Below are 23,057 nucleotides of genomic sequence, written 5' to 3' on the forward strand. Positions count from 1 at the left end.
GACGCCCGCGCCAGTTCGTCTGGACACGCGGCGTCCCCGTCCCTATCTGCACGGTCCGCCGTCACGCGCAGGCCCGCGAGGCGGGCTTCCTCTCGTCCGGTCCCGGTACCCGGACACATCACACTGCATGCATCGGCCCGGCAGCCGCCGGGCCGGAATAAGGATATCGCCATGTCCCCGACGTCTCCAGTTGCCGCGCCCCTGCATCAGCCCGCCCCCAACCCCGTGGCCCTGCTGCCGCTGTTCCTGTTCCTGGTTCTGTTCATTGGTGCCGGGCTGGCCCTTGGCGCCGCCGGAACGGAGATGGCCTTCTACCAGCTGTCGCCCACGGTGGCCATTCTGCCCGCCATCGCCCTGGCCCTGGTCCTGCGCGAAAAGGACCCGGCCACGGCGGCCCGGTCCGGCGGCCTGACCCGGCGGGTCAACGTCTTTCTGTCCGGCGCGGGCGAGATCAACATCGTCACCATGTGCGTCATCTACCTGCTGGCCGGTGGCTTTGCCTCGGTGGCGTCGGCCATCGGCGGGGTGGAATCCACGGTGAACCTGGGGCTGTCGCTGGTGCCGCAACGGCTGGTGCTGCCGGGGTTGTTCGTCATTTCGGCCTTCGTGGCCACGGCCATGGGCACCTCCATGGGCACCATCGCCGCCGTGGGGCCCATCGCGGCGGGCGTGGCCGCCCAGACCGGCATGGATGCCGCGCTGCTCATGGGCGCGGTGGTGGGCGGGGCCATGTTCGGCGACAACCTGTCCATGATCTCCGACACCACCATCGCGGCCACGCGCACCCAAGGCTGCGACATGCGCGACAAGTTCCGCATGAACTTCGCCATTGCGCTGCCCGCCGCGCTGCTGGCCGTGGCGGTGCTCTGGCTGGCGGGCGATGCGGGCCGGGCCGCCGCGCCCGGCGATTACCGCGTGATCACGGTGCTGCCCTACGTGGCCATTCTGGCCATGGCGCTTTCGGGCATGAACGTGTTCGCCGTGCTGTTCGCGGGCATCGCCCTGGCGGGCGGCGTGGGCATGGCCGTGGTGGACGGTTACACGCCGCTGAAATTCGCCCAGGACATCTACAAGGGCTTTACCGGCATGCACGAGATTCTCGTGCTGTCCATGCTCATGGGCGGCCTTGGCGAACTCATCCGCTATCAGGGCGGGGTGGCCTGGCTGCTGGCCGCCGTGCGCCGGTTCATCGACCGGCCCGGCGAACGCGGCGGAGCCGCCGCCCGCACCGGAGAAGCGGGCATTTCCGGCCTGGTGGCCGTGGCCGACCTGTGCACCGCCAACAACACCGTGGCCATCATCCTGACCGGGGGCATGGCCCGCGAGATCGCCGCCACCTCCGGCGTGGACCCGCGCCGCAGTGCCAGCCTGCTGGACATCTTCTCGTGCGTGGTGCAGGGGCTGGCCCCGCACGCGGCGCAGGTGCTGCTGGCCGGGTCCATCGCGGGCATCTCTCCCGTGGCGGTGCTGTCGGCCAACTATTACTGCCTGTTGCTGGGCGCGGCGGGTGTGCTGGCCATTCTTACCGGGCTGCCGCGCGCCCCGCGTACGGTGGCGTCCGGGGGCGAGCGGGCGTAGGCTGCCAGATCTGCCAGATCTGCCAGATCCGCCAGTGAGGGCAGATCGGCAAACGGCAGAGCGGGCATTCCCCGTAGCACCCGGTCTGGTGAAGGGGGCGAAAAGGGCGGCAACGTGCGGAAGGGCACGGACGGCAAGGGGGCCGGTGGGGGCGCGCCGGGCGTGCAACCCGCTGAATTTGCATGGCGCGTGAAGAAAATGCAAAAAAATGCACACGCCCCCCCTTTTCAACCCGCAAACCTGCCTTATTATCCAACGCGGTTGCCATGCACCGCCACCGCGTCAGCGAGCGCGGGCGCGCAACCGCATCCGGCAGACGGACCCGATGACCAGCAGGTTCTTGCGGGTCCAGCCCCTGCCGAAAAGCCACGATACATCGGGCGAGACGAATTTCGCCCCCCGCCATGCGGCGGGAGGGCGCGCGCATGACACCGTCATGACGCGCGGCGAGATGACCGCCCTTGCCTTTGGCACTCGCACCCCGCGAGTGCCAAAGACGGGACAAACAGCGATCACCTAAAGTTGGAGGACTAGTTGTCATGAATCTGAAGCCTTTGAATGACCGCGTTCTGGTGAAGCGCCTCGAATCCGAAGAAAAGACCGCCGGCGGCCTCTTCATCCCCGACACCGCCAAGGAAAAGCCCTCGCGCGGCGAAGTCGTCGCCGCCGGTCCCGGCAAGGTCGCGGAAGACGGCAAGCTCATCGCCATGACCGTCAAGAAGGGCGACATGGTGCTCTTCAGCAAGTACGCCGGCACCGAGATCAAGCTTGACGGCGTCGAGCACCTCGTCATGCGCGAAGACGACATTCTCGCCATCATCGAATAACGCCCCGCGAACTCAGCACTTACTCCCGAGGAGGATGAATACAATGGCTTCCAAGGAAATCCTGTTCGACGTCAAGGCCCGCGAAAAGCTTTCCCGCGGCGTGGACAAGCTCGCCAATGCCGTCAAGGTGACCCTCGGTCCCAAGGGCCGCAACGTGGTCATCGAAAAGTCTTTCGGCTCGCCCGTCATCACCAAGGACGGCGTGACCGTGGCCAAGGAAATCGAACTCGAGGACAAGTTCGAGAACATGGGCGCGCAGATGGTCAAGGAAGTTGCTTCCAAGACCAGCGACATCGCCGGTGACGGCACCACCACCGCCACCATCCTGGCCCAGGCCATCTACCGCGAAGGCGTGAAGCTGGTGGCCGCTGGCCGCAGCCCCATGGCTATCAAGCGCGGCATCGACAAGGCCGTTGAAAAGCTGGTCAAGGAACTTGGCACCCTGGCCAAGCCCACCCGCGACCAGAAGGAAATCGCCCAGATCGGCACCATTTCCGCCAACTCCGACACCACCATCGGCAACATCATCGCCGAGGCCATGGCCAAGGTGGGCAAGGAAGGCGTCATCACCGTCGAGGAAGCCAAGGGTCTGGAAACCACCCTTGAAGTGGTCGAAGGCATGCAGTTCGACCGTGGCTACCTGTCGCCCTACTTCGTGACCGATCCCGAAAAGATGGTCTGCGAACTCGACGAGCCCTTCATTCTCTGCAACGAGAAGAAGATCTCCAGCATGAAGGACATGCTGCCCGTTCTCGAACAGGTGGCCAAGATGAACCGTCCGCTGGTGATCATCGCCGAAGACGTGGAAGGCGAAGCCCTGGCCACCCTGGTGGTCAACAAGCTGCGCGGCACCCTGCAGGTTGTTGCCGTGAAGGCCCCCGGCTTCGGCGACCGCCGCAAGGCCATGCTGCAGGACATCGCCGTCCTGACCGGCGGCACCGTGGTGTCCGAAGACATGGGCGTGAAGCTCGAAAACATCTCGGTGGCCGACCTTGGCACCGCCAAGCGCGTGGTTGTGGACAAGGAAAACACCACCATCGTTGACGGCGCTGGCAAGTCCGAAGACATCAAGGCGCGCGTGAAGCAGATCCGCGCCCAGATCGACGAAACCACTTCCGACTACGACCGCGAAAAGCTGCAGGAACGCCTGGCCAAGCTGGTGGGCGGCGTGGCCGTGATCAACGTGGGCGCCGCGACCGAAACCGAAATGAAGGAAAAGAAGGACCGCGTCGAGGACGCCCTGAACGCCACCCGCGCCGCGGTGGAAGAAGGCATCGTCCCCGGTGGCGGCACCGCCTACATCCGCATCTCCAAGGTGCTGGACGACGTGAAGCCCGCTGACGACGACGAAGCCGCTGGCGTGAACATCATCCGCCGCGCCATCGAAGAACCGCTGCGCCAGATCTCGTCCAACGCCGGCTACGAAGGTTCCATCGTGGTCGAGAAGGTGCGCGACGGCAAGGACGGCTTCGGCTTCAACGCCGCGTCCGGCGAGTTCGAAGACCTGATCAAGGCCGGTGTCATCGACCCCAAGAAGGTCACCCGCATCGCCCTGCAGAACGCGGCCTCCGTTGCCTCGCTGCTGCTGACCACCGAATGCGCCATTGCCGAAAAGCCCGAAGCCAAGAAGGACATGCCCATGCCCGGTGGCGGCATGGGTGGCATGGGCGGCATGGGCGGCATGTACTAGGCCGAAAGGCTGGTACGCCCCGCGCATCATCGCACGTGACTGTGGGCCGGAACCTTCGGGTTCCGGCCCTTTTCGTTTGCGCGAAAGGGGAGCAGCACGGATGCGGGCCATTCCGACTTGACGCGGGCCCGACGCACGGGCACCACGGGGCAGGAGAGGAACCATGGCGAAAGCGAAACACACGGACGCAGGCACCGTGCCGGATGACATGCACCCCGCGAACGTGCCCGACAGGGCTCTGCTGCCCGACAAGGCGTTGCTGCTGGACTGGGGCGGCACGCTGATGCGCGTCATGCCCCGCTGGATGGGGCCGCAACACGGCTGGACCGACGAGGAACCCATGCCCCACGCGGGCGAGGTGCTGTGTTCGCTGGCCGCTGGCTGGCGGCTGGCGCTGGCGTCCAACGCCTCGGAGTCGGACGAAGGCCCCATCCGCGCGGCCCTTGCCCCCATGGGCGTGGGGCCGTTGCTGGCCGGGGTGTACACGTGGCGTTCGGCGGGGTCGCCCAAGCCCTGGCCGCCGTTCTGGTCGTATGCGCTGCGCGACCTGGGGCTGCCCGCCAGCAGGGTGGTGATGATCGGCGACGACTGGACCGGCGACGTGTGGGGCGCCACGCAGGCGGGGATGCATGGCATCTGGTTCGATCCGCCGCGCAACGGAACGGTGCGCGAGGCGCGCACCGCGCCCCGCGTGCGCACCATGCGCGATTTCCGCGAACTGCCCGGCCTGCTGGCAGAACTGGGGTTCGAGGGCTGACGGGGCGGGTTGTCCATCGCGCCGTGAAAATCCGGCCTTGCCATCGGGCCATGCCCCGTGCCTGCCGATCAACAGAAACGCCCCCGCCGGTTTCCCGACGGGGGCGTTGTGTTCTGCGTGTGTGTTCCGGGCCGTGCGGTCCGCCGTGCGCGCGGGCACGCGGGGCGGGGAAATGGCCGGAGGGGCGATGGATCGAAGGCCGGGTCAGGTACCGGGTCAGGTACAGGAACAGGCAACTGCTTCGTGCAGGGCGCGCTGCCGGACGCGCCCGCCGAAGGTGCCCGGCTACACTAGGTAGCCGCAGGAATGGATGATGTTCTTGCGCAGGGTGCGCCCCTTCCAGACCGCCTCGGGGCCTTCGCTGCGGATTTCCTCGCTCACGATGTCGCGCAGTTCGCGCATCTGTGCGTCGGTGAGTTGCAGGCGAGTCATGTCACCCATGAGTTCCAGCGGGTCAGACCAGCAGGTGGGCATGGGTTCGTCCTCGTTGTGGTAGAGGTAGTAGATCACACACTCGCCAACGGGCTGCAACTTCTCCAGAAAATCCTTCATCGTGTCTCCCTTTTTTCCGCGAAGCCGTCCGGGCTTCGCGTGGTCAATCCGCCGGGGGCTGGTCCGGCGGACCACCGTGCGCCCTTGGGCTGTCCGCCGTCCCGCCGGATGTTCCGGCTGGGTGTGTGGCGGCCCCCGTGGCGCAACGGCCTGTTAGCTGCATTTTTTTTCTGTGGGTGCGCAATTGGCCTGAAATCCACCCACATGCACCGTGCGGCTCCAGCGTCCGGACGATGCCCCCAAAACAGAAAAAGCCCCTCGCAAGGAGAGGCCGACGCCGCAAGCCCGCGATCATGATCCCGTGCGCTACACGGTCGGTATTGGCACCTTGTCCCGACCGACGGCGTCACGTCAGGGCAGGTTGCCGGGCGGTCACAGGGCCGTACCCTCGCGCCTCTCTCCATGAATGGGGCATATCTAGCGGTTGAGTGCACAGTTGTCAATGGTTAAGCAGGAAATCAGGAAATACTTGTATAGTAGCTTTTTTGGGATGATAGCGCGCATAAAAAGTGGTCTCGTATAGTACCACTGCTGAAAAAATGTGACCGCGCGACCGGAAACCCGAAAAGGGGGGGGACGCGAAGCGTGAGTCCGGGCGACCGATGGGCCGGGTGGGACCATGCGGTGGACTGGAAGGGTGCCGAACATACATGACAGGCCGGACGCATCGGACAGACAGGACAGGCCGGGTGCGCCGGGCGCATCGGACAGACAGGACAGGCCGGGTGCGCCGGGCGGCCAGGGGGGCGGACCGCGTTGGATGCAGCCCCCGCCCGCCCCATCGTATGGTCAAGCGGGGCGGTATGGGGTAGTGGTTCCTGCGTACCGCACGTCCATCACGTCTTGCCCGCCACAGGAGAGCCCGCCGTCGCATGAAGCTGTTCACCCGCACCCACCAGATGGGCGCCGCCGCCCTGATCATGGCGGCCAGCGTCTTTGCGTCGCGGTTCATGGGCCTCTTGCGCGACAAGGTCATCTCCTACCTGTTCGGGGCCACGGCAGAGGCGGACATCTACTTCGCCGCCTTCGTGGTGCCCGACTTCATCAACTATCTGCTGGCGGGCGGCTACTTCTCCATCACCCTCATTCCCCTGCTGTCGGAACGCTTCGAGCGCGATCCGGAAGATGGCTGGCGCTTCTTTGCCGCCGCCTTCTGGTGGATCACCATCGTCATCTGCCTGATGACCGGCGTGGCCTGGTGGTACGCGCCGGAACTGGCCCGTGTGGCCGCGCCGGGCTTCGACGCACCGTCCACGGCCCGGCTGGTGCGCTTCCTGCGCATCATCCTGCCCGCGCAGGCGTTCTTTCTGCCGGGGGCGTGCGTCACCGCGCTGCTGTACATGCGCCGCCAGTTCGCGGTGCCCGCCATGGGGCCGCTGGTGTACAACGGCTGCATCATCGGCGGCGGCGTGCTGTCGTGGGCGCTGGCCCCGGCGCGCGGCATGGAGGGGTTTTGCTGGGGCGTGCTGGCGGGCGCGGCGCTGGGCAGCCTTGCCTTGCCCGTGCTGGCCGCCGCGCGCGGCGGCGGGGTGCGGCTGCGTCCGGTGCTGCGCCACCCCGGCGTGCGCCGTTTCGCCCTGCTGGCCCTGCCCCTGATGATCGGTCAGTCGGTGGTGGTGCTGGACGAGCAGTTCGTGCGCATCTTCGGTTCCATGACCGGCGAAGGGGCGGTGAGCCTGCTCAACTATGCCCGGCGCATCATGCTGGTGCCGGTGGGCGTGGTGGCCCAGGCCGCCGGGGTGGCCTCGTACCCGTTTCTGGCGGCGCTGGCCGCCAAAGGGGAGTCCGACGCCTTCGACGCCACCCTGTCCACGGCCCTGCGCAACGCCCTGGCGGTGATCATCCCCCTGTCCGTGTGGATGCTGCTGGCGGCGGAGCCCACCATGCGCCTGATCTTTCAGGGCGGCGGGTTCGCCGCCGCCGAGACGCTGGCCTCCGCGCCCCTGTTGCGGGTGATGCTGTGCGGCGTGGCCTTCTGGGCCGTGCAGCAGGTGGTGGGCCGGGCCTTCTACGCCCATCAGGACACGGTGACCCCGGCGGTGGTGGGCACCCTGGCCACCCTGGCCGCGCTGCCGCTGTACGTGCTGGCGGGCCACGCGGGCACGCGCGGCACGTTGGGCGTGGCCGTGGCGGGCACGGTGGCCGTGGCCGTGTATACCGTGGCCCTGGCCCTTGTGTGGCGCAGGCGCCATGGGGGGGGCGGACTTTCCGGCATTATCGGGTGCGGCGCGAAATCTGTGGCTCTGTGCGCCGCCGCCGCGCTGCCCGCCTGGCCCGCGCTGGCGTATGCGCCGCTGCTGGCCCCGGCCAGCCCGGCAGGCCAGTTGTGGGGGGCATTCCTGGCGCTGGCCGCCAGCGGACCGGTGTTCGCCGGGGCATATCTGCTGCTGGCCCGCCGCTTCGCCCCGGAACTGGCGGAACCGGTACTGTCGCGGGTGCGCCCGCTGCTGGCGCGCCTGCGGGGTGGGCGGCAGGGGGAAGACCTGTAGGCGGGCGGCTGACGGGCGACCAACGGACGGCTGACGGGCCCCGGCGGTATCGAATTCCGCCCGGCTTCCGTGCGACAGCCGGATCACATGAGAAAGCCTCCGCTGCGTCACCGCAACGGAGGCTTCAGTGCATGAAAGGACCGGCAGACGGCCTGTTACTGTTCGAGGCCGCCTTCGCCTTCGTACATCATGCCGCCTTCCTCTTCCATCTCCAGGGTTTCCACCTTTTCCTCCAGCCATTCCAGAACGGCACGGGCGGTGTGGTAGTTCAGCACCACCTTGGAGCGGATGTGGCGGGTGATCACCTTCAGGTTTTCGTCGTAGGGGGCCACCTCGTGGCCGAAGCTGCCGTCGGGCGCCACCAGGCGCTCGGAAAACGGCGGCATCTTGTCGGTTTCTATGTAGAAGCTCATTTCGATCTCGCCCTGCGGGTTGATGCCGCCCCACACGCCGTGGGCGTATTCCAGGCGCACGCCGGGATCGTGCTCGTATTCGTAGCGGATGCGGGTCGGGTATTTCGGGTCCTGACTCATGGACGCTCCTTGGGAAAGTATGGGACCGGCCAGACAGGCCATATCCGCCAGACAGACCGGATTCGCCAGGCAGGCTATATCCGCCAGACAGGCCGGATTCGCCGGAACTGGCAGACGCGCCGGAATCGGCAAGGCCGGTTGCCGCGTCAGCCGATCAGCGAGACCAGCGTGCCCGCGATGCGTTCAGGCACCACCAGCGGGCTCTGGTGGCGGGTGTCGCCCCTGGGCGGGCTGTAGCCCGCGCGTTGCAGGCGCTGGCGTTCAGCCGCCGCATCGGCTTCCATGTCATCGACGACGATCTGGGTCTTGTCCAGCAGGGTGGGGGACGGCGGCGTCAGGTAGGGCGGGTCGTGCCACGGGTCGAGCGGAGCGGACATGGCCCGCAGCAGCCCTGGGCTCATGCGGCGCAGTCCTGGAAGCTGCATGGCGAAATCCGTGGACATGTCCGCCTCCGGGCCGTTCCTCCTGTCCGGTTCCTTGGGCGCGCATTCTAGGGCAGTCGCCGGGTGAAGTAAAGGCGCGCACCGCGCAACGGAAAGGCCATGGCGTGCTGGTGCGCGCCATGGCCCGGGTGATTCGGCTGTGTCCCGTGGACCCGCCGGAGGCAGGCGCTATTCCGTGCCCGGTTCGTACCCCGGCAGCACGATGGACGAGGGGGCGCCCGCCGCGCCGGAACCCTTGGGACAGTCCTTGAGCAGGGTGCAGATTTCGCAGCCGCCCTTGAAGGGGTAATGGGTGACCACGGCGTAACGGCGCGACAGGGTGGGACCGTCGCCGTTGTAGGGCAGGCCTTCTGCCTCCAGTGCGGCGCGCAGCTTGTCGGTGGGCTTGGGGGCCGGGGCGCAGCCCACGTCCTCCACTTCGGGCAGCAGCATGTGGACCGCGCTCATGACCATGGTCTGGGCCAGGGAATTGACGATGAACGCGTCGGAGGGAGAGGATTCCCATGCGGCGTCCACGTCTTCTTCCACGTCGCTGTCCAGCCACACCACAAGGTACTGGATCTTTCCGGTGCTGATGTGCAGGGCGTGCAGCTTGTCCATCCAGGCTTCCCAGCGCTGCATCAGGCGGTTCATCACTTCGCCGCCGATGCGCGTTTCCTGGCTGGTGTTCATCAGCAGTTCCACGTCGAAGTAAGGCTGCACGTCAAGTTTTTCCGCAGTATGTTCCGCCATGTCCCTGTCTCCTGGGGGTTATGCTCGTGTGGGGGCGGCGCGCGCCGGGGCGCTGCCGTGCTCGCGGGGGGGGGCGTTGCCCGCACCTGCATGGCGGGTGGTTCGGCGTGCCGGGGGTGCCCGGCGCTGTCCGTGTTGTTCCCGCGTTGTCTCCGCGCTGTTGTGGACGAGACTTTGCTCGAAAGGCGCGGGGCGCGTCAAGGGACAAGGGATAGACGATAGGGGCGGGGACAGGGCAGGGGGGCAGGGGACAGGAAGGCGGCAGCGGGTGGGCAGGTGCTGGGCGCGCACGAACTGATGGCCGTACGCATGGGCCCGGCCTGTCTTGTCAGAACGGGCAAGGGCGGGCAGGGGCGGGACGGGACGGGAAAGATGGAGGCACCGGGAGTGGCGTGCCGCCCGGACGCCGGGCAAAAGCATGTCGCCCGTTTGGCCCGTGCGCCCCGGGTTGCCAGCGGGGCTGCGCGACGGGCACGTCGGCCGGGGGTTACTGGACGAAGTAGCGTTCCATGAGGGCATGGCTGGCGGCATCGCCGCCGATGAACGACGCGCCTACCCGCGTGGCGCCCTTGCCGCGCTCGTTGCGGGTGCTGCGGCAGCGCATGCGCACTGGCGGGTTGTTGTCGTCCAGGCGAAAGATCACCTCGAACTCGGCGTCGGCCAGGCGCATGTCCAATTCGGCATTGGGGGGCATTCGAAAGCCCACGCCATTCAGCGAGATGTCGTGCAGTTCCACGGGCTGGTAGCGTCCGTAATGGCCGTCCGGCTCGGTGACGTACACCACGCCGGGCAGCCGGATGGGATGGCGTTCGAAGGAGCGCCGGTCCGCGTCGTCCCGCGATTTGGCATCGCGCCGCAACAGGTAGCGTTCCAGCAGTCCCTCCACGAGGGCCGTCGTGGTGATGCCCATTTCTTCCGCGGCGGAGTCGATGCGCTTCAGCAGGTCGGGGTGAACACGAAGTTCGCGGAATCTTCTCATGGCGGCTCTCCAGTGTTGTCCACAAAAGGCAGACAATGACGCTTGACGCCAAGATATGAAAAGTCCGTGCCATCCGTACGGGAATTCATGCTGCTCTTGAGAGATATTCTTTTATTATAGGGTGTTGATAACGTTTTTATTGTCCTGCTCCGGTCGGGGCAGACTCGCAAGGTGTCCGGGAGGACCGGTCCGCGTCCGGAGAAGGCGGACAGCAGCCCCGTGCGAGAGGCAAAACGCGATAAAAGTAATTGCGTGATGCAGCCCCGTATAAATCTAGACCCCTTTCCGAAAATATAATGCTGTGGCATAAGATACGGACAGGCGCGCGCCGTATGGTTTGTGCTGCTCGACAGCGGCAAGCCAAGGGGGGATCCGGTGGACTGCCGCATCACCGCAGGGGGGTGCGTTCATTCAGGGTGTTGCGGGATTCGGAGAAGCACGTCAGGCTGCGCAAGAGCGCGTCCTGGGGTGTCGTGAAATGCGTACACACGGCAGACGGCGCAGCTGCGCACGAGCGGGGGGCCGGCGGATACGACCGGTGAAAGTGACCATGGCAGACGTTCTGCTGATTGATCCCACCCGGCGGTACAGGGAATACCTTGTGCCCGCCATTACCGCCGCAGGGCATGCGTGCCGAGTGGTTTCCACCTGCGAAGAGGCCGTGGCCAGCGGGCGCCGCCGCGCGTGCGACGTGGTGCTGCTGGACGTGGACATGCCCGGCCCGGAAGGCGTGGCCTGCCTGCCGGAACTGTCCGCCATGCGCGGCCAGCCCGAAGTGCTGGCCCTTACGGCCCAGCGCACGGGCAACAGGGCAGAGGACGCCATCCGCGCCGGGGCCTGGGACGTGTTGCTGCACCCCATCCCCGAACCCTCCGTGCGCCAGGTGCTGGAGCGCTGCCTGTACCATCACGCCGCCAAGGTGGCCCTGATCGGTCAGGCCAACATCAAGCGCGGCGACATCATCGGCACCAGCCTGCCGCTGGAGCGCTGCCTGCACTCGCTGGGCGTGGCCGCCCGCACCGACACCAACGTGCTGATCCTGGGCGAAACGGGCACCGGCAAGGAACTGTTCGCGCGGGCCGTGCATGAAAACAGCGAGCGCGCCGGGCGCGGTTTCATCGTGGTGGACTGCACCAACCTGCCGAGCACCCTGGCCGAAAGCATCCTGTTCGGGCACGAACGCGGGTCGTTCACCGGGGCCGACGCCGCGCGCGACGGCCTGTTCAAGCAGGCCGACGGCGGCACCATATTCCTGGACGAAATAGGCGACCTGGACCTTTCGGTGCAGAAGTCGCTGTTGCGGGTGTTGCAGGAACGCACCTTTCGGCCCATCAGCGCCCGCAACGAGGTGCGCAGCGACTTCCGCCTGGTGGCCGCCACCAATTGCGACATCGAGGACATGGTGCGGCGCGGGGCCTTCCGCAAGGATCTGTACCACCGCCTGAAGACCCGCATCATCCAGTTGCCCCCCCTGCGCGAGCGGCGCGACGACATAGAGCCCCTGGCCCGGCACTACGTGGACCGCATCTGCCGCCAGCACCGGCTGGCCGCCAAGCAGATGTCGCCCGATTTCGTGGAAGCGGTGCAACTCTATCATTGGCCGGGCAACGTGCGCGACCTGATCAACGCCCTGCACTTTGCGGTGCAGGCGGCCTTTGCCGAACAGCGGCTGTACCCCCAGCATCTGCCGGTGGAGATTCGCGGCCACGTCATGCGCGCCCGGCGCGACCAGGCGCCCGCGCGCGAGCATGAGGAAGAGGTGCACCCTCCCAGACACGCTCCGGGAACAATGGGCTCGGCGGATACGGGAACCGGGGCCGGGGACAACGGGCGTGGGTACGGGACTGAACTCGGCCAGTCCGGCCCGCACGGACAACCCGGATTGTCCGGGTATTCTGCGTCTCCCAGGCTTTCCGGCTCGTCCGTCGCATACGGTCTGCCGGACGGGGAGGGTCTGCCGTACGGGACGGGTCTGCCGGACGGGATGGGCCTGTCTGACGGGGCAGGGCTGCCGGACGGCGTCGCCCGTCTGGGGGGCGCAGTGATGCAGGGGGCGGCAGTTCATGCGGGTACGGGCGTGGCATTCGCCAGGTCCGCCGTAGACTTGCACGACGGAGCCCGTGCCATGCACGCTCCTTCGCCGGACACCTGCCCGCCGCCCGTGGAACGGGAACGTTTCGGCTTTGCCAACGAGGTGTTTCCCTCGTTTCGCTCCGCGCGTGAAGTGACCATGGACCGCATGGAGTCCGCCTACCTCATGGAACTCATCCGGCGCAGCCGGGGCGAGATAGCCTCTGCCATTGCGCTTTCCGGCCTTTCCCGCGCCCGGCTGTACGAGTTGCTGCAGAAGCATTCCATTTCGCTGCGCACCGGAAACTGACCGGGCCCCCTCCTTCCCCTTCTCTTCCTTACCGTTTCGCGCGCACGGGAGCATTCTCCTTCGCGTTGCCCGAGCATGCGGCCTTTCCGCGCAGGGGCCCCTCTTCGTGCGCGCGCCAGCCCGCGCCGCGCACGCCTTGTGGTTGCCGAAACGAGACAACAGTCCGTCATGTCTGTTACGTGAAATGAAAGGCAGGCCGCCGGGCAGGCGCGTGCCGCATGAAAGTGCATTGGGTAATCACGTGTTCCCTAATGTTCGTGAGTGGTTGTCCGATATGTGAAGTACACACTCATCATGTTACCGTGCGAGGCGTGCATGAAGCTGACGATTCTTCGCAAACTGCTCATCATGGTCATCTGTATCGTGCTGCTTACGGCGGCGGCCATTTTCGGCACGGCCCACCACTTCATGAAACGCGGATTTGCCGACGAATCTGCCGAGGCGGTAACCCGGTTGCGCGATGTGGTGGTGCGCAACATCGGCGACCGTTCCGCGAAATTTCTGGAGGAAGCGGCGCTGGTGGCGCAGCATACGGATTTCGTGGCCGCCGTGGCCGCGGGCGACGGAGCACGCGCGACCGAACTGGCCAAACGGCTGATGCGTGACGTGGGATCCGACTTCATGACCGTCACCGACGACAAGGGCAACGTGCTGGCACGCGGCCATTCGGACAAGACGGGCGACTCGGTGCTGGACCAGGACACCGTGCGCCGTGCCCTGCGCGGCGAAGCGTCCGTGGGTGTCATTTCCGGCACGGTGGTGCCGTTCACCCTGCGCGCGGGCGCGCCCATCCGCCGCGACGGCAAGGTGGTGGGCACGGTGGCCATCGGCACCTCGCTGGTGCGCGAGGGCTTCGTGGACGACATCAAGTCGTTCACCGGGCTTGAGGTTACCGTGTTCAAGGGCGACACGCGCGTCATGACCACCATCGTGCGCGACGGCAAGCGGGCCATCGGCACGCGCATGGACAACCCCAAGGTGCTGGAGACGGTGTTCAGCGCGGGCAAGACCTTTCTGGCGCGCAACCAGATTCTGGGCAGCGAATACGAGACCGCCTACTGGCCCATCCGGGACATGGAAGGCAAGACCATCGGCATGTGGTTCATCGGCATGCCGGTGGCAAGCATCATCGACGCCCAGGACCGGGTGACCGATTCGTCGCTGGCGGTCATGGCGGGCGTGCTGCCGGTGATGATAGGGGTGGCCTGGCTGCTGGCGCGCGCCCTGTCGCGGCCCATAGCGCGCACCACCGCCTTTGCCACGTCCGTGGCCGGGGGCGACCTGGATTCCGAACTTGCCGTGCGCACGGGCGACGAGGTGGGCCAACTGGCAGACGCCTTGCGATCCATGGTGGGCACGCTCAAGGACAAGATCGGCGAGTCGCAGGAGCAGACCCGCCTTGCGGCGGAAGAGACCAGAAAGTCCCAGCAGGCCATGGCGGAGGCCGAAGAGGCCCGCGCACGCGGCGAGCAGGCCCGGCGCGAGGGCATGCTGCACGCCGCGCGCGAGTTGGAAGGCATCGTGGACATCGTCTCCGCCGCGTCGGAAGAGCTTTCGGCGCAGATCGAACAGTCCTCTCGCGGGGCGGAACTGCAAAGCCGCCGCACCGGCGAGACCGCCGTGGCCATGGAAGAGATGAACGCCACCGTGCTCGAGGTGGCCCGCAGCGCGGGCCTTGCGGCGGACACGGCGGGCGACGCCAAGGCCAAGGCCACGGCCGGGTCGGGCATCGTGGAGGCCATGATCGACGGCATCGGCGTCGTGCAGCGACATTCCGAAACCCTGAACCGCGACATGGACGCCCTGGGCAAGAGCACCGAACGCATCGGGGCCATTCTGGGCGTGATTTCCGACATCGCCGACCAGACCAACCTGCTGGCGCTGAATGCCGCCATCGAAGCCGCGCGCGCGGGGGATGCCGGGCGCGGCTTTGCCGTGGTGGCCGACGAGGTGCGCAAGCTGGCGGAAAAGACCATGACCGCCACCAGGGAAGTGGGCGAGGCCATCGGCGGCATCCAGCAGGGGGCCAAGGTGAGCATCGCCCAGGTGGGCGAGACGGTGCGCGAGGTGGAAAGCGTCACGGGCAGGGCGCGAGAGGCGGGGCAGTCGCTGGGGGCCATCGTGGCCCTGGCCGATTCCGTGTCCGATCAGGTGCGCTCCATCGCCACCGCCAGCGAAGAGCAGTCCGCCGCGTCCGAAGAGATCAACCGGGCGGTGGAGGAGGTGAACCGCATCTCCACCGAGACCAGCGACGCCATGCGCCAGTCGGCCCTGGCCGTGAGCGAACTTGCGGCGCAGGCCCAGAGGCTGAAGGCCATCATCGAGCAGATGCAGCGCGACAACGCCTGAGCTCGCATAAAGCGGCAGGCCGCCACTGCGGCGTCAGGCCGGACATGATGATCGGGACCGTCCCTGCGGGGGCGGTCCCGATCTTGCGTTTACCATGCGGGACGGGATGACGGGGGCAGCGCGGCTGCGGTGCGGGCCGTATGGCCCGATGCGCTCGTGACGCGCCATGGGGCGGGACTGGCCGTGGCGTGACGAGGGTGACGAGAGGGAAGGGTGGACGGGGGGGGACGCAGGCAGGCAACCGGAAGGCGGTGCGGGCGGACGCGGGCCGGGCAGCGCGCGGCTGTCCGCTTACGAACACACGGCGTCGCCGTTGCGCAACTGGCGCAGCACTTCGGCCACATCCGGCATGTCGGTGTGGTTGCCGCGCAAAAGGTCCAGGCAGGCGTCCACCACGTCGGCGGCGTACAGGGTGCCCCTGCCCGCCGAAAGTTCGTCCATGGCCTCTTCCAGGCAGTGGGCGGGGCGGTAGGGACGGTGCGAGCACATGGCCTCGGCCACGTCGGCCACGCCCAGAATGCGCGCCCCCTGCAACAGGGCATCACCCGCCACGCCGTGCGGGTATCCGGAGCCGTCCAGCCGTTCGTGGTGCTGCAACACCATGCGCGCCACGGGGTGGGGGAAGGGAATGGTTTCCAGGATGTCGTGCCCGAACTGGGGGTGCTGCCGCATGAAGGCCATTTCGTGGGTATCGAGCACGGTGGGTTTCAGCAGGTACTGAGCGGGGATGCACAGCTTGCCGATGTCGTGCAGCATGCCCGCCACGCGCACTGCCTCCACCTCGTCGGGGGGCATGCCCAGCCTGCGGGCCATGGCGGTGGCCAGCACGGTGACGCGGGCCTGGTGGGTGCCGGTATAGGCGTCTTTCAGGTTGGTGACCCGCGACAGCGAATCCACCGTGGCTTCCATCATGCCGCTGAGCTGGTCGCAGGCGGTGCGCAGTTCGCGGGTGCGCTCGGCGATGCGCGCTTCCAGCCCGGCCCGATAGGCCTCGTTTTCCGCCAGCAGGCGCGCCCGTTCCAGGCAGCGCTCCACGGTGTGTTCCAGGGCGCCCATGTCTTCCAGGGGCTTGGTCAGGTAGTCCCAGGCGCCTTCGCGCAGGGCGGCCACGGCATCGCGCAGCACTCCGGTGCCGGAAACCACTACCACCGGCGTACCCATGCCAGAGGCGGTGATGGCCCGGATTACCGAAAGCCCGTCCAGCACCGGCATGCGCAGGTCCACCAGCACAAGGTCCGGCTGGTGCGCCTGCCAGGCATCCAGACCGGCGAGGCCATCTTCGGCCTGCAAGACCCCGTAGCCGCTGTCCGACAGAAAGTCGGCCAACGAGCCGCGAACCTGCGGGTCGTCGTCGATGACCAGAATGGTGGGCGCAGTGGGCATGGCGTGTTCCGAAAGAACGGCGTGGACGCGGGCAGGGCCGGGTTTGGCTGCGTGGCGGGCCAGGTGGGCCGGATACGAATGGCCGGTGTGGACGGGTGTAACCAGCCATCCGGGGCGGCACGGCAACTCGCCACGGCGGTCAGGCCATGGCAGAGCGCGTATCGAGTAAGCGAACACTAGCAGGCGGCGGTAACCACTGCAAGGGGGAAGGGCTCTGTCCGGCGCCAGCGCAGGCCCGTCATGGTCTGCCGCGCGTTGCCTCCAATGGCCGGAGCGGGATGTCCGCCCCGGCGCGAAAGGTCATTCCGTCGGGTGGCGGCCCACCACGCCCCGCAGCCCGGTGCACAGCCCTTCGTGCATGCAGGGGGCAAGGTGCAGCACGGCGGGGAAGGTTGCGCCCGATGCGTGCATGGCCGTGCAGGCCAGCGAGGTGGGGTGCCCGTCGCGCAATGCAGCGGCGATGGCGGCGGCCATGCGGGGGCGCTCGTCCGGTGCCAGCAGGTCCAGCAGGCCCGCCGCCGGGGGCAGGGCAGCCGGGTCGATGCCGAACTGGGCGGCGGCGGCGCGGTTCAGCGAGCGCAGCACGCCCGCCGGATCGGTTTCGAACACCGTGACGGACAGGGTGTCGATGAATTCGCGCTGACGGCGTTCGTGCTCGCGCAGCAGGCGGTACAGCTCGAAGCTCTCGATGGCGTTGGCGCAGTGCTTGAGGATGAGCGAGAGCAGCGAAAGCAGGATGCCCGAGAGATTCTTTTCGGTGCGCGGCATGGCCCCGACGAACATCCCCCGCACGCGCGAGGTGGTGGCCAGCACGCTGAGCACCAGGCGGTGGCTGTTGTCCGAGGAATACACGGTGATGGGCCGGTTTTCACGCACGGCCAGGGCGAACACCCCGGTCTCGATGAGCCGTTCCACCTCGCGTTCGATGGCCGGTCCTTCCTCGCTGGGGCGGCACAGGCCAAGCATGAAGTCAGAGGTCTGTTCGTCCACCAGGTAGAATGCCGTCACCGAAAACTGCACCAGCTCGCCGATGCGCGCCACGGCCTCGTCCAGCAGGGCGGATGGTTCTTCCAGCCGGTTGATGCAGGTCTGGAAGTCGCCGAGGTTGAAGGCCATGTCCAGCACGTCGAGCGTGAACCGGGCCTGGTCTTCAAGGTGGCGCAGCCGGGCGTGCAGGCCCGCGCTGCCGAAGGTGGGGTCGTTGCTAGTCATGCGTTTCCAGGAATCTGATGATTTCCAGCACCTGATATTCCATCTGGTTGGCTGTCTGCACCACCGCGCCGGGAGGCAGGGCCAGGGCGGCCCAGCCTTCGTCGCTCAGGGGCGGTACCAGCACCTCGCCGCTGGTGCCGTAGCCCAGGGCGTTGGCCAGCAGGTCCGCCACGGCCATGATGGCCGGTTCGCAGCTGCCGCTGGAGCTTTCGGGCGTGTGGTGCCGCTGGACGTTGCGTTCCAGCGATACCGGGCATTTCCATTGCCGCAGGATGGCCCCGCCCATTGCGTCATGGGTGAAGCCGACGATGTCGCGTTCCAGCGAGCGCACCGTGGTGCCGCGCGTGCGGGCCTCTGCCAGCAGCAGCCGCCCGTGGTCGGGCAGTTGGCCGTAGATGGCCAGCCGCCCCATGTCGTGCAGCAGCCCGGCCACGAAGAACCGTTCGCTGTTACTCATGCGGTGCAGCCCGGCCAGGATGCGCGCGGCCACGCCGCAGGCGATGGAGTGCGTCCAGAAGGCGCGCATGTCCACGAGATCCTGCGGCACCCCGCGGAAGGCCGTCACCACGCTGACCCCCATGGCCAGCGATACCAGCTGGTTGGTGCCGATGATGGACACGGCGCGAGTGATGGTTTCTATGCGCGCGCGCAGCCCGTAGTAGGCGCTGTTGGCGATGCGCAGCAGCCGCGCGGAAAGGTCGGTGTCCTTGGAAATGATTTCTGCCGCGTCGGCGGCGGAACTGCGCGGGTCGTTGACCACCTCCACCAGGCGGTGGAACACGCTGGGCAGGGTGCCGAAGCGCATGTCTTCTCGCAGGACAGATTCCAGCGTTACCGGGCGGGGGGCCGGGTCTGGCCGCACCGGGCTCGGGGCCTCGCCTGGGGTGGCGGGCCATGGCGGGGGAGAGGCGGCAAGGCGCAAGGCGCAGTGGCGCATCAGCGCGGCCACGTGCGGGTTGGCCGGGTCGTGCAGGGCGAAGTGGGCGCGGGTGCGTTCCATGGCCTCGTCGAAGCGGGCTGCCACCGTGGGGGGCATGTCACCCTCGCCGTCCTCTTCGCCGATGACGGCGGCCTCGGTGACGCCCCAGATCTTGAGAATGCGCAAGCCCGCGGGCGAAAGCACGTCGCCGCACTTGAACAGCAGGCGCCCGTTGCCGTCGCGGATGTCGTCGGCCACGCGCATGCCTGGCTTCAGGTCTGTGATGCTGATGCGTGTCATGAGGCTCCGTGCAGGGCTTCGGACAGATGCCCGAAACGGCCCGCGGCCTGGTGTCGGGCTGCTGCGGCCCGGCGTGGTCCGGTATGATCCGGCATGTCTCGCGAATCGGGCATGTCCGGCTATCCGGCGTGTCCCGGCTGGATGACCGGCTGGGTGCCCGGCCCGGCGAGGGGCGTCTGGCGTGCCATGTCGTTCAGGTGCGCCAAGCGTGTCAGGCGCGTGGGGGCAATACGCACCCGAAGCATAGTACAGGAAATGACCGGGCGCATGCAACAGGGTTGCCGCGCACCACCCCAAGCCGTACCGGCACGCCGCCAGGACCGGCCCCGTGCCTTGATCGCCGCGCGTTGCTTCCCCTTCGGGGCGAGTTCTGGTAGGTACGAGCCCGGACAGGGGGCTGCGGCCCGCGCCGCATGCGCGTCCCCCGAGTGTTTCGTGCACGTCCCGCGTCCGTCCGCAGGGTTCGTCACGGGGCGTTGGCGAGTTGCCCCGGGCCTGCCTGGCCAGATGGGACCAGATCGGGCCAGCTCAGGCCAGATCGGGCCAGTTCGGGTCAGTTTGGGCCAGTTCGGGTCAGTTTGGGCCAGTTCGGGTCAGTTTGGGCCAGTTCGGAAATTTCACGAAACATCCCGAAATGTCATGGCAATTCCCTTCGCTGCGCGCCCGGCCAGTGGCGGAGCGCATCCGAAGGTTCCCGGCCCCCGGCTCTCCATTCGTCGTCGGATGCGGACGCCATTCCCCCTTCGTCCCAAGGAAACCGAATGAATTTCAACATGCTGGACGCAGCCTTCCTGATCATCGTCGGGTTGTTCGTGCTGCGCGGGCTGTTTCGCGGCTTCGTGGAAGAGGTGGCGGGACTGGTGGGGGTCATCGGCGGGTTCATCCTGGCCAACCGCCACCACGGCGATGCCGCGCCCCACGTGGCCAAGGTGGTGGGCGACCCCGGCTGGGTCAACGTCATCGCCTACGTGGGCGTGTTCCTGGGCGTGCTGCTAGTGGTGGCCATCGTGGCGCGCATCATCCGCAAGCTGCTGGTCATCACCTTTGCGGGGTGGCTGGACCACATGGCGGGCGGGGTCATGGGCGCGGCCAAGGGGCTGCTGATCTGCTCCATACTGCTGGCCGTGCTGCTGCACTTTTTGCCCGACGCCGCGTTTGTGCGCGATTCCCGCGTGATTCCGTACCTTTCGATGATTACCGGCTACGTGAAGACGTTCTTGCCGCAGCAGTTGTTCTGACGGGCGGCGAACACTGGCCCGAATGTCGGCGGACGGCAAACGCCGCCCCGAATTCCTGCTTCCCCATCCCCACCCCCAACGCCCGGCGTGCCGGGCATCCGACGGACCGCAGACCATGAGCACCGAACCCGCGTCCCCGAATTCTCCCCACGGCCTTCAGGCCATCACCGACGTCATCGACCGCCTGCTGGCCCCCGAAGGCTGCCCGTGGGATCGTGAGCAGACCCCCGAATCGCTGGCCGACTACGTCATCGAGGAATGCTTCGAACTGGTGGAGGCCATCCGCTCGGGCAAGGTGCACGACGTGCGCGAGGAACTGGGCGACGTGATGTTTCTGCTGGCGTTCATCGGGCGCCTGTATGCCGACAAGGGGGCGTTCACCCTGGCCGATGCCGTGGAAGGCAACGCCGCCAAGATGATCCGCCGCCACCCGCACGTGTTTGCCGAGGGTGAATGCGCCAGCCGCGAGGAGCTGCTGCGCAACTGGGAACGCATCAAGCGCGAGGAAAAGGCGGCTGCCATGGCCGAGGATGCCGACGCCGAGGGCGACGCACAGGCCGCACCCGCCGAAGGCGCGCAGAAAGGCGTGTTCGACAGCCTGCCCAAGGGGCTGCCCCCGCTGGTCAAGGCGTACCGCCTGCACTCCAAGGCCGCCCGCGTGGACTTTACCTGGGAAAGCGACGAGGACGTGGAGCAGCAGGTGGAGGCCGAATGGCTGGAATGGCTGGATGCCTCGGCCAGCGGCGACAAGGAGCGCCAGGAGCAGGAACTGGGCGACTTCCTGTTCACCATCGTGGAACTTGGCCGCCGCAAGGGCATCAAGGCCAACGCCGCGCTGGACTACGCCACGCTGAAGTTCTTGCGCCGCTTCGAGGGCATGGAGGCGCTGGCGCGCGAACGCGGGCTGGACTTTCCCAACCTTCCCTTTGAAGAAAAGGACGCGCTGTGGAACGAGGTGAAGGCCGCCGAAAAGGCCTGATGCCCGACCGATTCGACCGGTCCGCCGGTGTCGCGGCCCTGCGCGGCGGGGAGCGGGGCACGCGCCTTGCCGCCTGTGCTCCCGCGTCCCTTGGTGCCCGTCCGGCCCGCGCGAATCATGCGACGCAGGCCCCCGGTTCGACAGGGGCGACCGGGCGGGATGCCGCGCCGGGGGGTGCCAGTCCGGCCACGCTGGTGGCCGCTGCCTCCGTCGTCCCCAGCGCCCCCGCCCCCGTCATCCCTGCCGTTCCTGTCGCGGACGACAGCATGCCGGACCAGCGTGCCCGGCGCATTGCCGATGCCATCCTGCGCTGGCTGGCCAGCGGGGTGCGCCTGGATGCCCCTGCCCGCACGTTTCTGGAGGCCCAACTGGGCATGACGGGACTTGCGGGCCTGCCGACAAGGGAGGTGGCCGCACGGCTGGCCCCATTGCTGGGGGCCGAACCGCAAGGGCAGGGTGTCCCCGCCTCTCCAGATCGCCCAGATCGGTCAAATCACCCGGATCACCCGGATCACCCGGATGCTGCCGACGCCACCGACACAGCTGACACCGCCGACGCCGCCGCCGAAGGCGCGCTGGAATACCTGCTGTACCCGGATACCGCCTTGCGCCTGTCCGTGGAACAACTGCTGGCGTTACAGGCTGGCGAGGATGCGCCGGGCGCATCCGTCCCCGGTGCGCCCTCGGTGTGCCTCGCGGACGCGGTGCTGGCCGTGTTGCCGCCGGACGCCACCGCCGTGTTGCATGTTCCGGATATCCCCGGCGGTTCCGGAAATCCGCCCGACCTGCCCGATCTGGCCGACTTGGCCGATCTGGCCTACATGCCCGATCTGGCCTACATGCCCGACCTGCCCAACCTGCCCGACCTGCCGTACTGTGCCCATGCGCCCCACAAGCCAGCCGCGTCCGGCACGTCCGGCACGTCCGGCACGTCCGGCACGTCTGGCACGTCTGGCACCGTCAGCATGCCCGGCCCCGGCGTGCTCGAGCGTGTCCGGCTCACCCTGCCCGTGCCCCGTTGGGCAATGACCCTGCTGGTGCGCCGACTGCGCCTGGACCGGGTGATTCCCGCGTCCATGGCCGTTGCCGTGGCGGAACGCCTGCCGGAACAGCGGGCTCTGGCGGTGCGGCTGGCCCTGCGCGATGCCCGGTTCGACCTGGTGGAAGCCGCGCCCGCCCCGCATGCCGATTCGTCCGGCAGCGCCGCCGGGCCTGCCCGCGAAAGCCGCCCCGAACTGGTGCTGCGGTTCATCAGGCGCATGCCCCCGTCCGACCCCGGCTACATCGAGACGCTGGCCCTGTGGCTGGACCTGCTGCACGACCTGCCGCCCGACAAGAGCGCGCACGCGGCCCTTTCCGCACGGCGTGAACGGTTGTCCCGCGCCGCGCGCGAGGCGGACGAGTTCACCGAACGGCTGGGCCGCCTGAACATGGAAATCCTGATGCTGCAAGGGGTGCACGCCCCGGCCCTGGACGCCGCGGAGGCGCGCCGCAAGGTGCGCCTGATGGACCGGATGTGCCTGGCCGTGCTGGGACGTCCCGCCGCGCTGGACCCGGCGGAAGAGGGCATGACTCCCAAAACACCGGACGGGCATGATCTGGGGGCGTTCGACCCGGCCACGGGGCTTGACGACCTGATGCGCCTGCTCTCGTAAAGGTCGGGTGCGCCGCAACGGAACCGTTCCGCTACGGCGCACCCCGGTGCCCATTGGCGCCC

The 23,057-nt window shown here is 67.7% G+C and carries 18 protein-coding genes and 1 riboswitch; of the genes, 10 read left to right on the plus strand and 8 right to left on the minus strand.

Annotated elements, in window-relative coordinates; translation table 11 throughout:
• Nucleotides 1–171 precede the first annotated feature (171 nt).
• From K6142_RS04140 to K6142_RS04155, 4 genes are all read left to right on the plus strand, one after another.
• Nucleotides 172–1,578, plus strand: a complete 1,407-nt coding sequence (locus K6142_RS04140; protein ID WP_190244505.1) for a Na+/H+ antiporter NhaC family protein — start codon at nt 172–174, stop codon at nt 1,576–1,578.
• A 539-nt stretch (nt 1,579–2,117) separates the two neighbouring features.
• A complete protein-coding gene (groES, locus tag K6142_RS04145) occupies nt 2,118–2,405 on the plus strand; it encodes a co-chaperone GroES (RefSeq protein WP_190244506.1) in 288 nt (95 codons plus the stop codon).
• Nucleotides 2,406–2,448: 43 nt separating this feature from the next.
• Nucleotides 2,449–4,095 (plus strand): chaperonin GroEL, encoded by a 1,647-nt coding sequence (gene groL / locus K6142_RS04150; protein ID WP_190244507.1) that lies wholly within the window; start codon nt 2,449–2,451, stop codon nt 4,093–4,095.
• A gap of 163 nt (nt 4,096–4,258) precedes the next feature.
• Complete coding sequence (locus K6142_RS04155; RefSeq protein ID WP_223290304.1) at nt 4,259–4,852, plus strand: HAD family hydrolase; 594 nt, start codon at nt 4,259–4,261, stop codon at nt 4,850–4,852.
• A gap of 285 nt (nt 4,853–5,137) precedes the next feature.
• Here K6142_RS04155 and K6142_RS04160 read toward each other — a convergent pair whose 3' ends face one another.
• A complete protein-coding gene (locus K6142_RS04160; protein ID WP_015946683.1) occupies nt 5,138–5,404 on the minus strand; it encodes a hypothetical protein in 267 nt (88 codons plus the stop codon).
• Nucleotides 5,405–5,692: 288 nt separating this feature from the next.
• A riboswitch (SAM riboswitch) is annotated at nt 5,693–5,813 on the minus strand.
• Between the two features lie 463 nt (nt 5,814–6,276).
• On the opposite strand from K6142_RS04160, the gene murJ reads away from it, so the two are divergent.
• Complete coding sequence (gene murJ, locus K6142_RS04165) at nt 6,277–7,893, plus strand: murein biosynthesis integral membrane protein MurJ (RefSeq protein ID WP_190244508.1); 1,617 nt, start codon at nt 6,277–6,279, stop codon at nt 7,891–7,893.
• Between the two features lie 155 nt (nt 7,894–8,048).
• Here murJ and K6142_RS04170 read toward each other — a convergent pair whose 3' ends face one another.
• From K6142_RS04170 to K6142_RS04185, 4 genes are all read right to left on the minus strand, one after another.
• A complete protein-coding gene (locus K6142_RS04170) occupies nt 8,049–8,426 on the minus strand; it encodes a hypothetical protein (protein WP_015946685.1) in 378 nt (125 codons plus the stop codon).
• A gap of 146 nt (nt 8,427–8,572) precedes the next feature.
• Nucleotides 8,573–8,869: a hypothetical protein gene (locus K6142_RS04175; protein ID WP_190244509.1), complete on the minus strand. Its 297-nt coding sequence runs from the start codon at nt 8,867–8,869 to the stop codon at nt 8,573–8,575.
• Nucleotides 8,870–9,037: 168 nt separating this feature from the next.
• Nucleotides 9,038–9,601 carry a hypothetical protein gene (locus K6142_RS04180; protein ID WP_015946687.1) on the minus strand — a complete coding sequence of 188 codons (564 nt, stop codon included), beginning with the start codon at nt 9,599–9,601 and terminating at the stop codon, nt 9,038–9,040.
• Nucleotides 9,602–10,088: 487 nt separating this feature from the next.
• Nucleotides 10,089–10,580, minus strand: a complete 492-nt coding sequence (locus tag K6142_RS04185) for a PilZ domain-containing protein (protein WP_015946688.1) — start codon at nt 10,578–10,580, stop codon at nt 10,089–10,091.
• A 550-nt stretch (nt 10,581–11,130) separates the two neighbouring features.
• Between K6142_RS04185 and K6142_RS04190 the strand changes: the two genes are divergently transcribed.
• On the plus strand, nt 11,131–12,960 hold the full coding sequence (locus K6142_RS04190; RefSeq protein ID WP_190244510.1) for a sigma-54-dependent transcriptional regulator: 1,830 nt from the start codon (nt 11,131–11,133) through the stop codon (nt 12,958–12,960).
• A gap of 315 nt (nt 12,961–13,275) precedes the next feature.
• Nucleotides 13,276–15,309 carry a methyl-accepting chemotaxis protein gene (locus K6142_RS04195; protein ID WP_190244511.1) on the plus strand — a complete coding sequence of 678 codons (2,034 nt, stop codon included), beginning with the start codon at nt 13,276–13,278 and terminating at the stop codon, nt 15,307–15,309.
• Nucleotides 15,310–15,600: 291 nt separating this feature from the next.
• On the opposite strand, the gene K6142_RS04200 is transcribed toward K6142_RS04195, so the two are convergent.
• From K6142_RS04200 to K6142_RS04210, 3 genes are all read right to left on the minus strand, one after another.
• The gene (locus K6142_RS04200; protein WP_190244512.1) at nt 15,601–16,692 is read right to left on the minus strand and encodes an HD domain-containing phosphohydrolase; all 1,092 of its coding nucleotides are present in this window, start codon (nt 16,690–16,692) and stop codon (nt 15,601–15,603) included.
• A 300-nt stretch (nt 16,693–16,992) separates the two neighbouring features.
• A complete protein-coding gene (locus K6142_RS04205; protein ID WP_190244513.1) occupies nt 16,993–17,904 on the minus strand; it encodes a PAS domain-containing protein in 912 nt (303 codons plus the stop codon).
• On the minus strand, nt 17,897–19,123 hold the full coding sequence (locus tag K6142_RS04210; protein WP_190244514.1) for an HDOD domain-containing protein: 1,227 nt from the start codon (nt 19,121–19,123) through the stop codon (nt 17,897–17,899). The genes K6142_RS04205 and K6142_RS04210 overlap by 8 nt, the downstream gene beginning before the upstream one ends.
• A 761-nt stretch (nt 19,124–19,884) precedes the next feature.
• On the opposite strand from K6142_RS04210, the gene K6142_RS04215 reads away from it, so the two are divergent.
• The 3 genes from K6142_RS04215 to K6142_RS04225 all read left to right on the plus strand — a co-directional run bounded on the left by K6142_RS04215 (nt 19,885) and on the right by K6142_RS04225 (nt 22,995).
• The gene (locus K6142_RS04215; RefSeq protein ID WP_190244515.1) at nt 19,885–20,361 is read left to right on the plus strand and encodes a CvpA family protein; all 477 of its coding nucleotides are present in this window, start codon (nt 19,885–19,887) and stop codon (nt 20,359–20,361) included.
• A gap of 115 nt (nt 20,362–20,476) precedes the next feature.
• Nucleotides 20,477–21,340 (plus strand): nucleoside triphosphate pyrophosphohydrolase, encoded by an 864-nt coding sequence (gene mazG, locus K6142_RS04220; RefSeq protein ID WP_190244516.1) that lies wholly within the window; start codon nt 20,477–20,479, stop codon nt 21,338–21,340.
• Between the two features lie 266 nt (nt 21,341–21,606).
• Entirely contained in the window at nt 21,607–22,995 is a 1,389-nt protein-coding gene (locus tag K6142_RS04225) for a hypothetical protein (protein WP_223290305.1), read from the plus strand.
• The last annotated feature ends 62 nt before the right edge of the window (nt 22,996–23,057 follow it).

The sequence above is a fragment of the Nitratidesulfovibrio sp. SRB-5 genome (assembly GCF_019931275.1).
Lineage (GTDB): Bacteria > Desulfobacterota > Desulfovibrionia > Desulfovibrionales > Desulfovibrionaceae > Cupidesulfovibrio.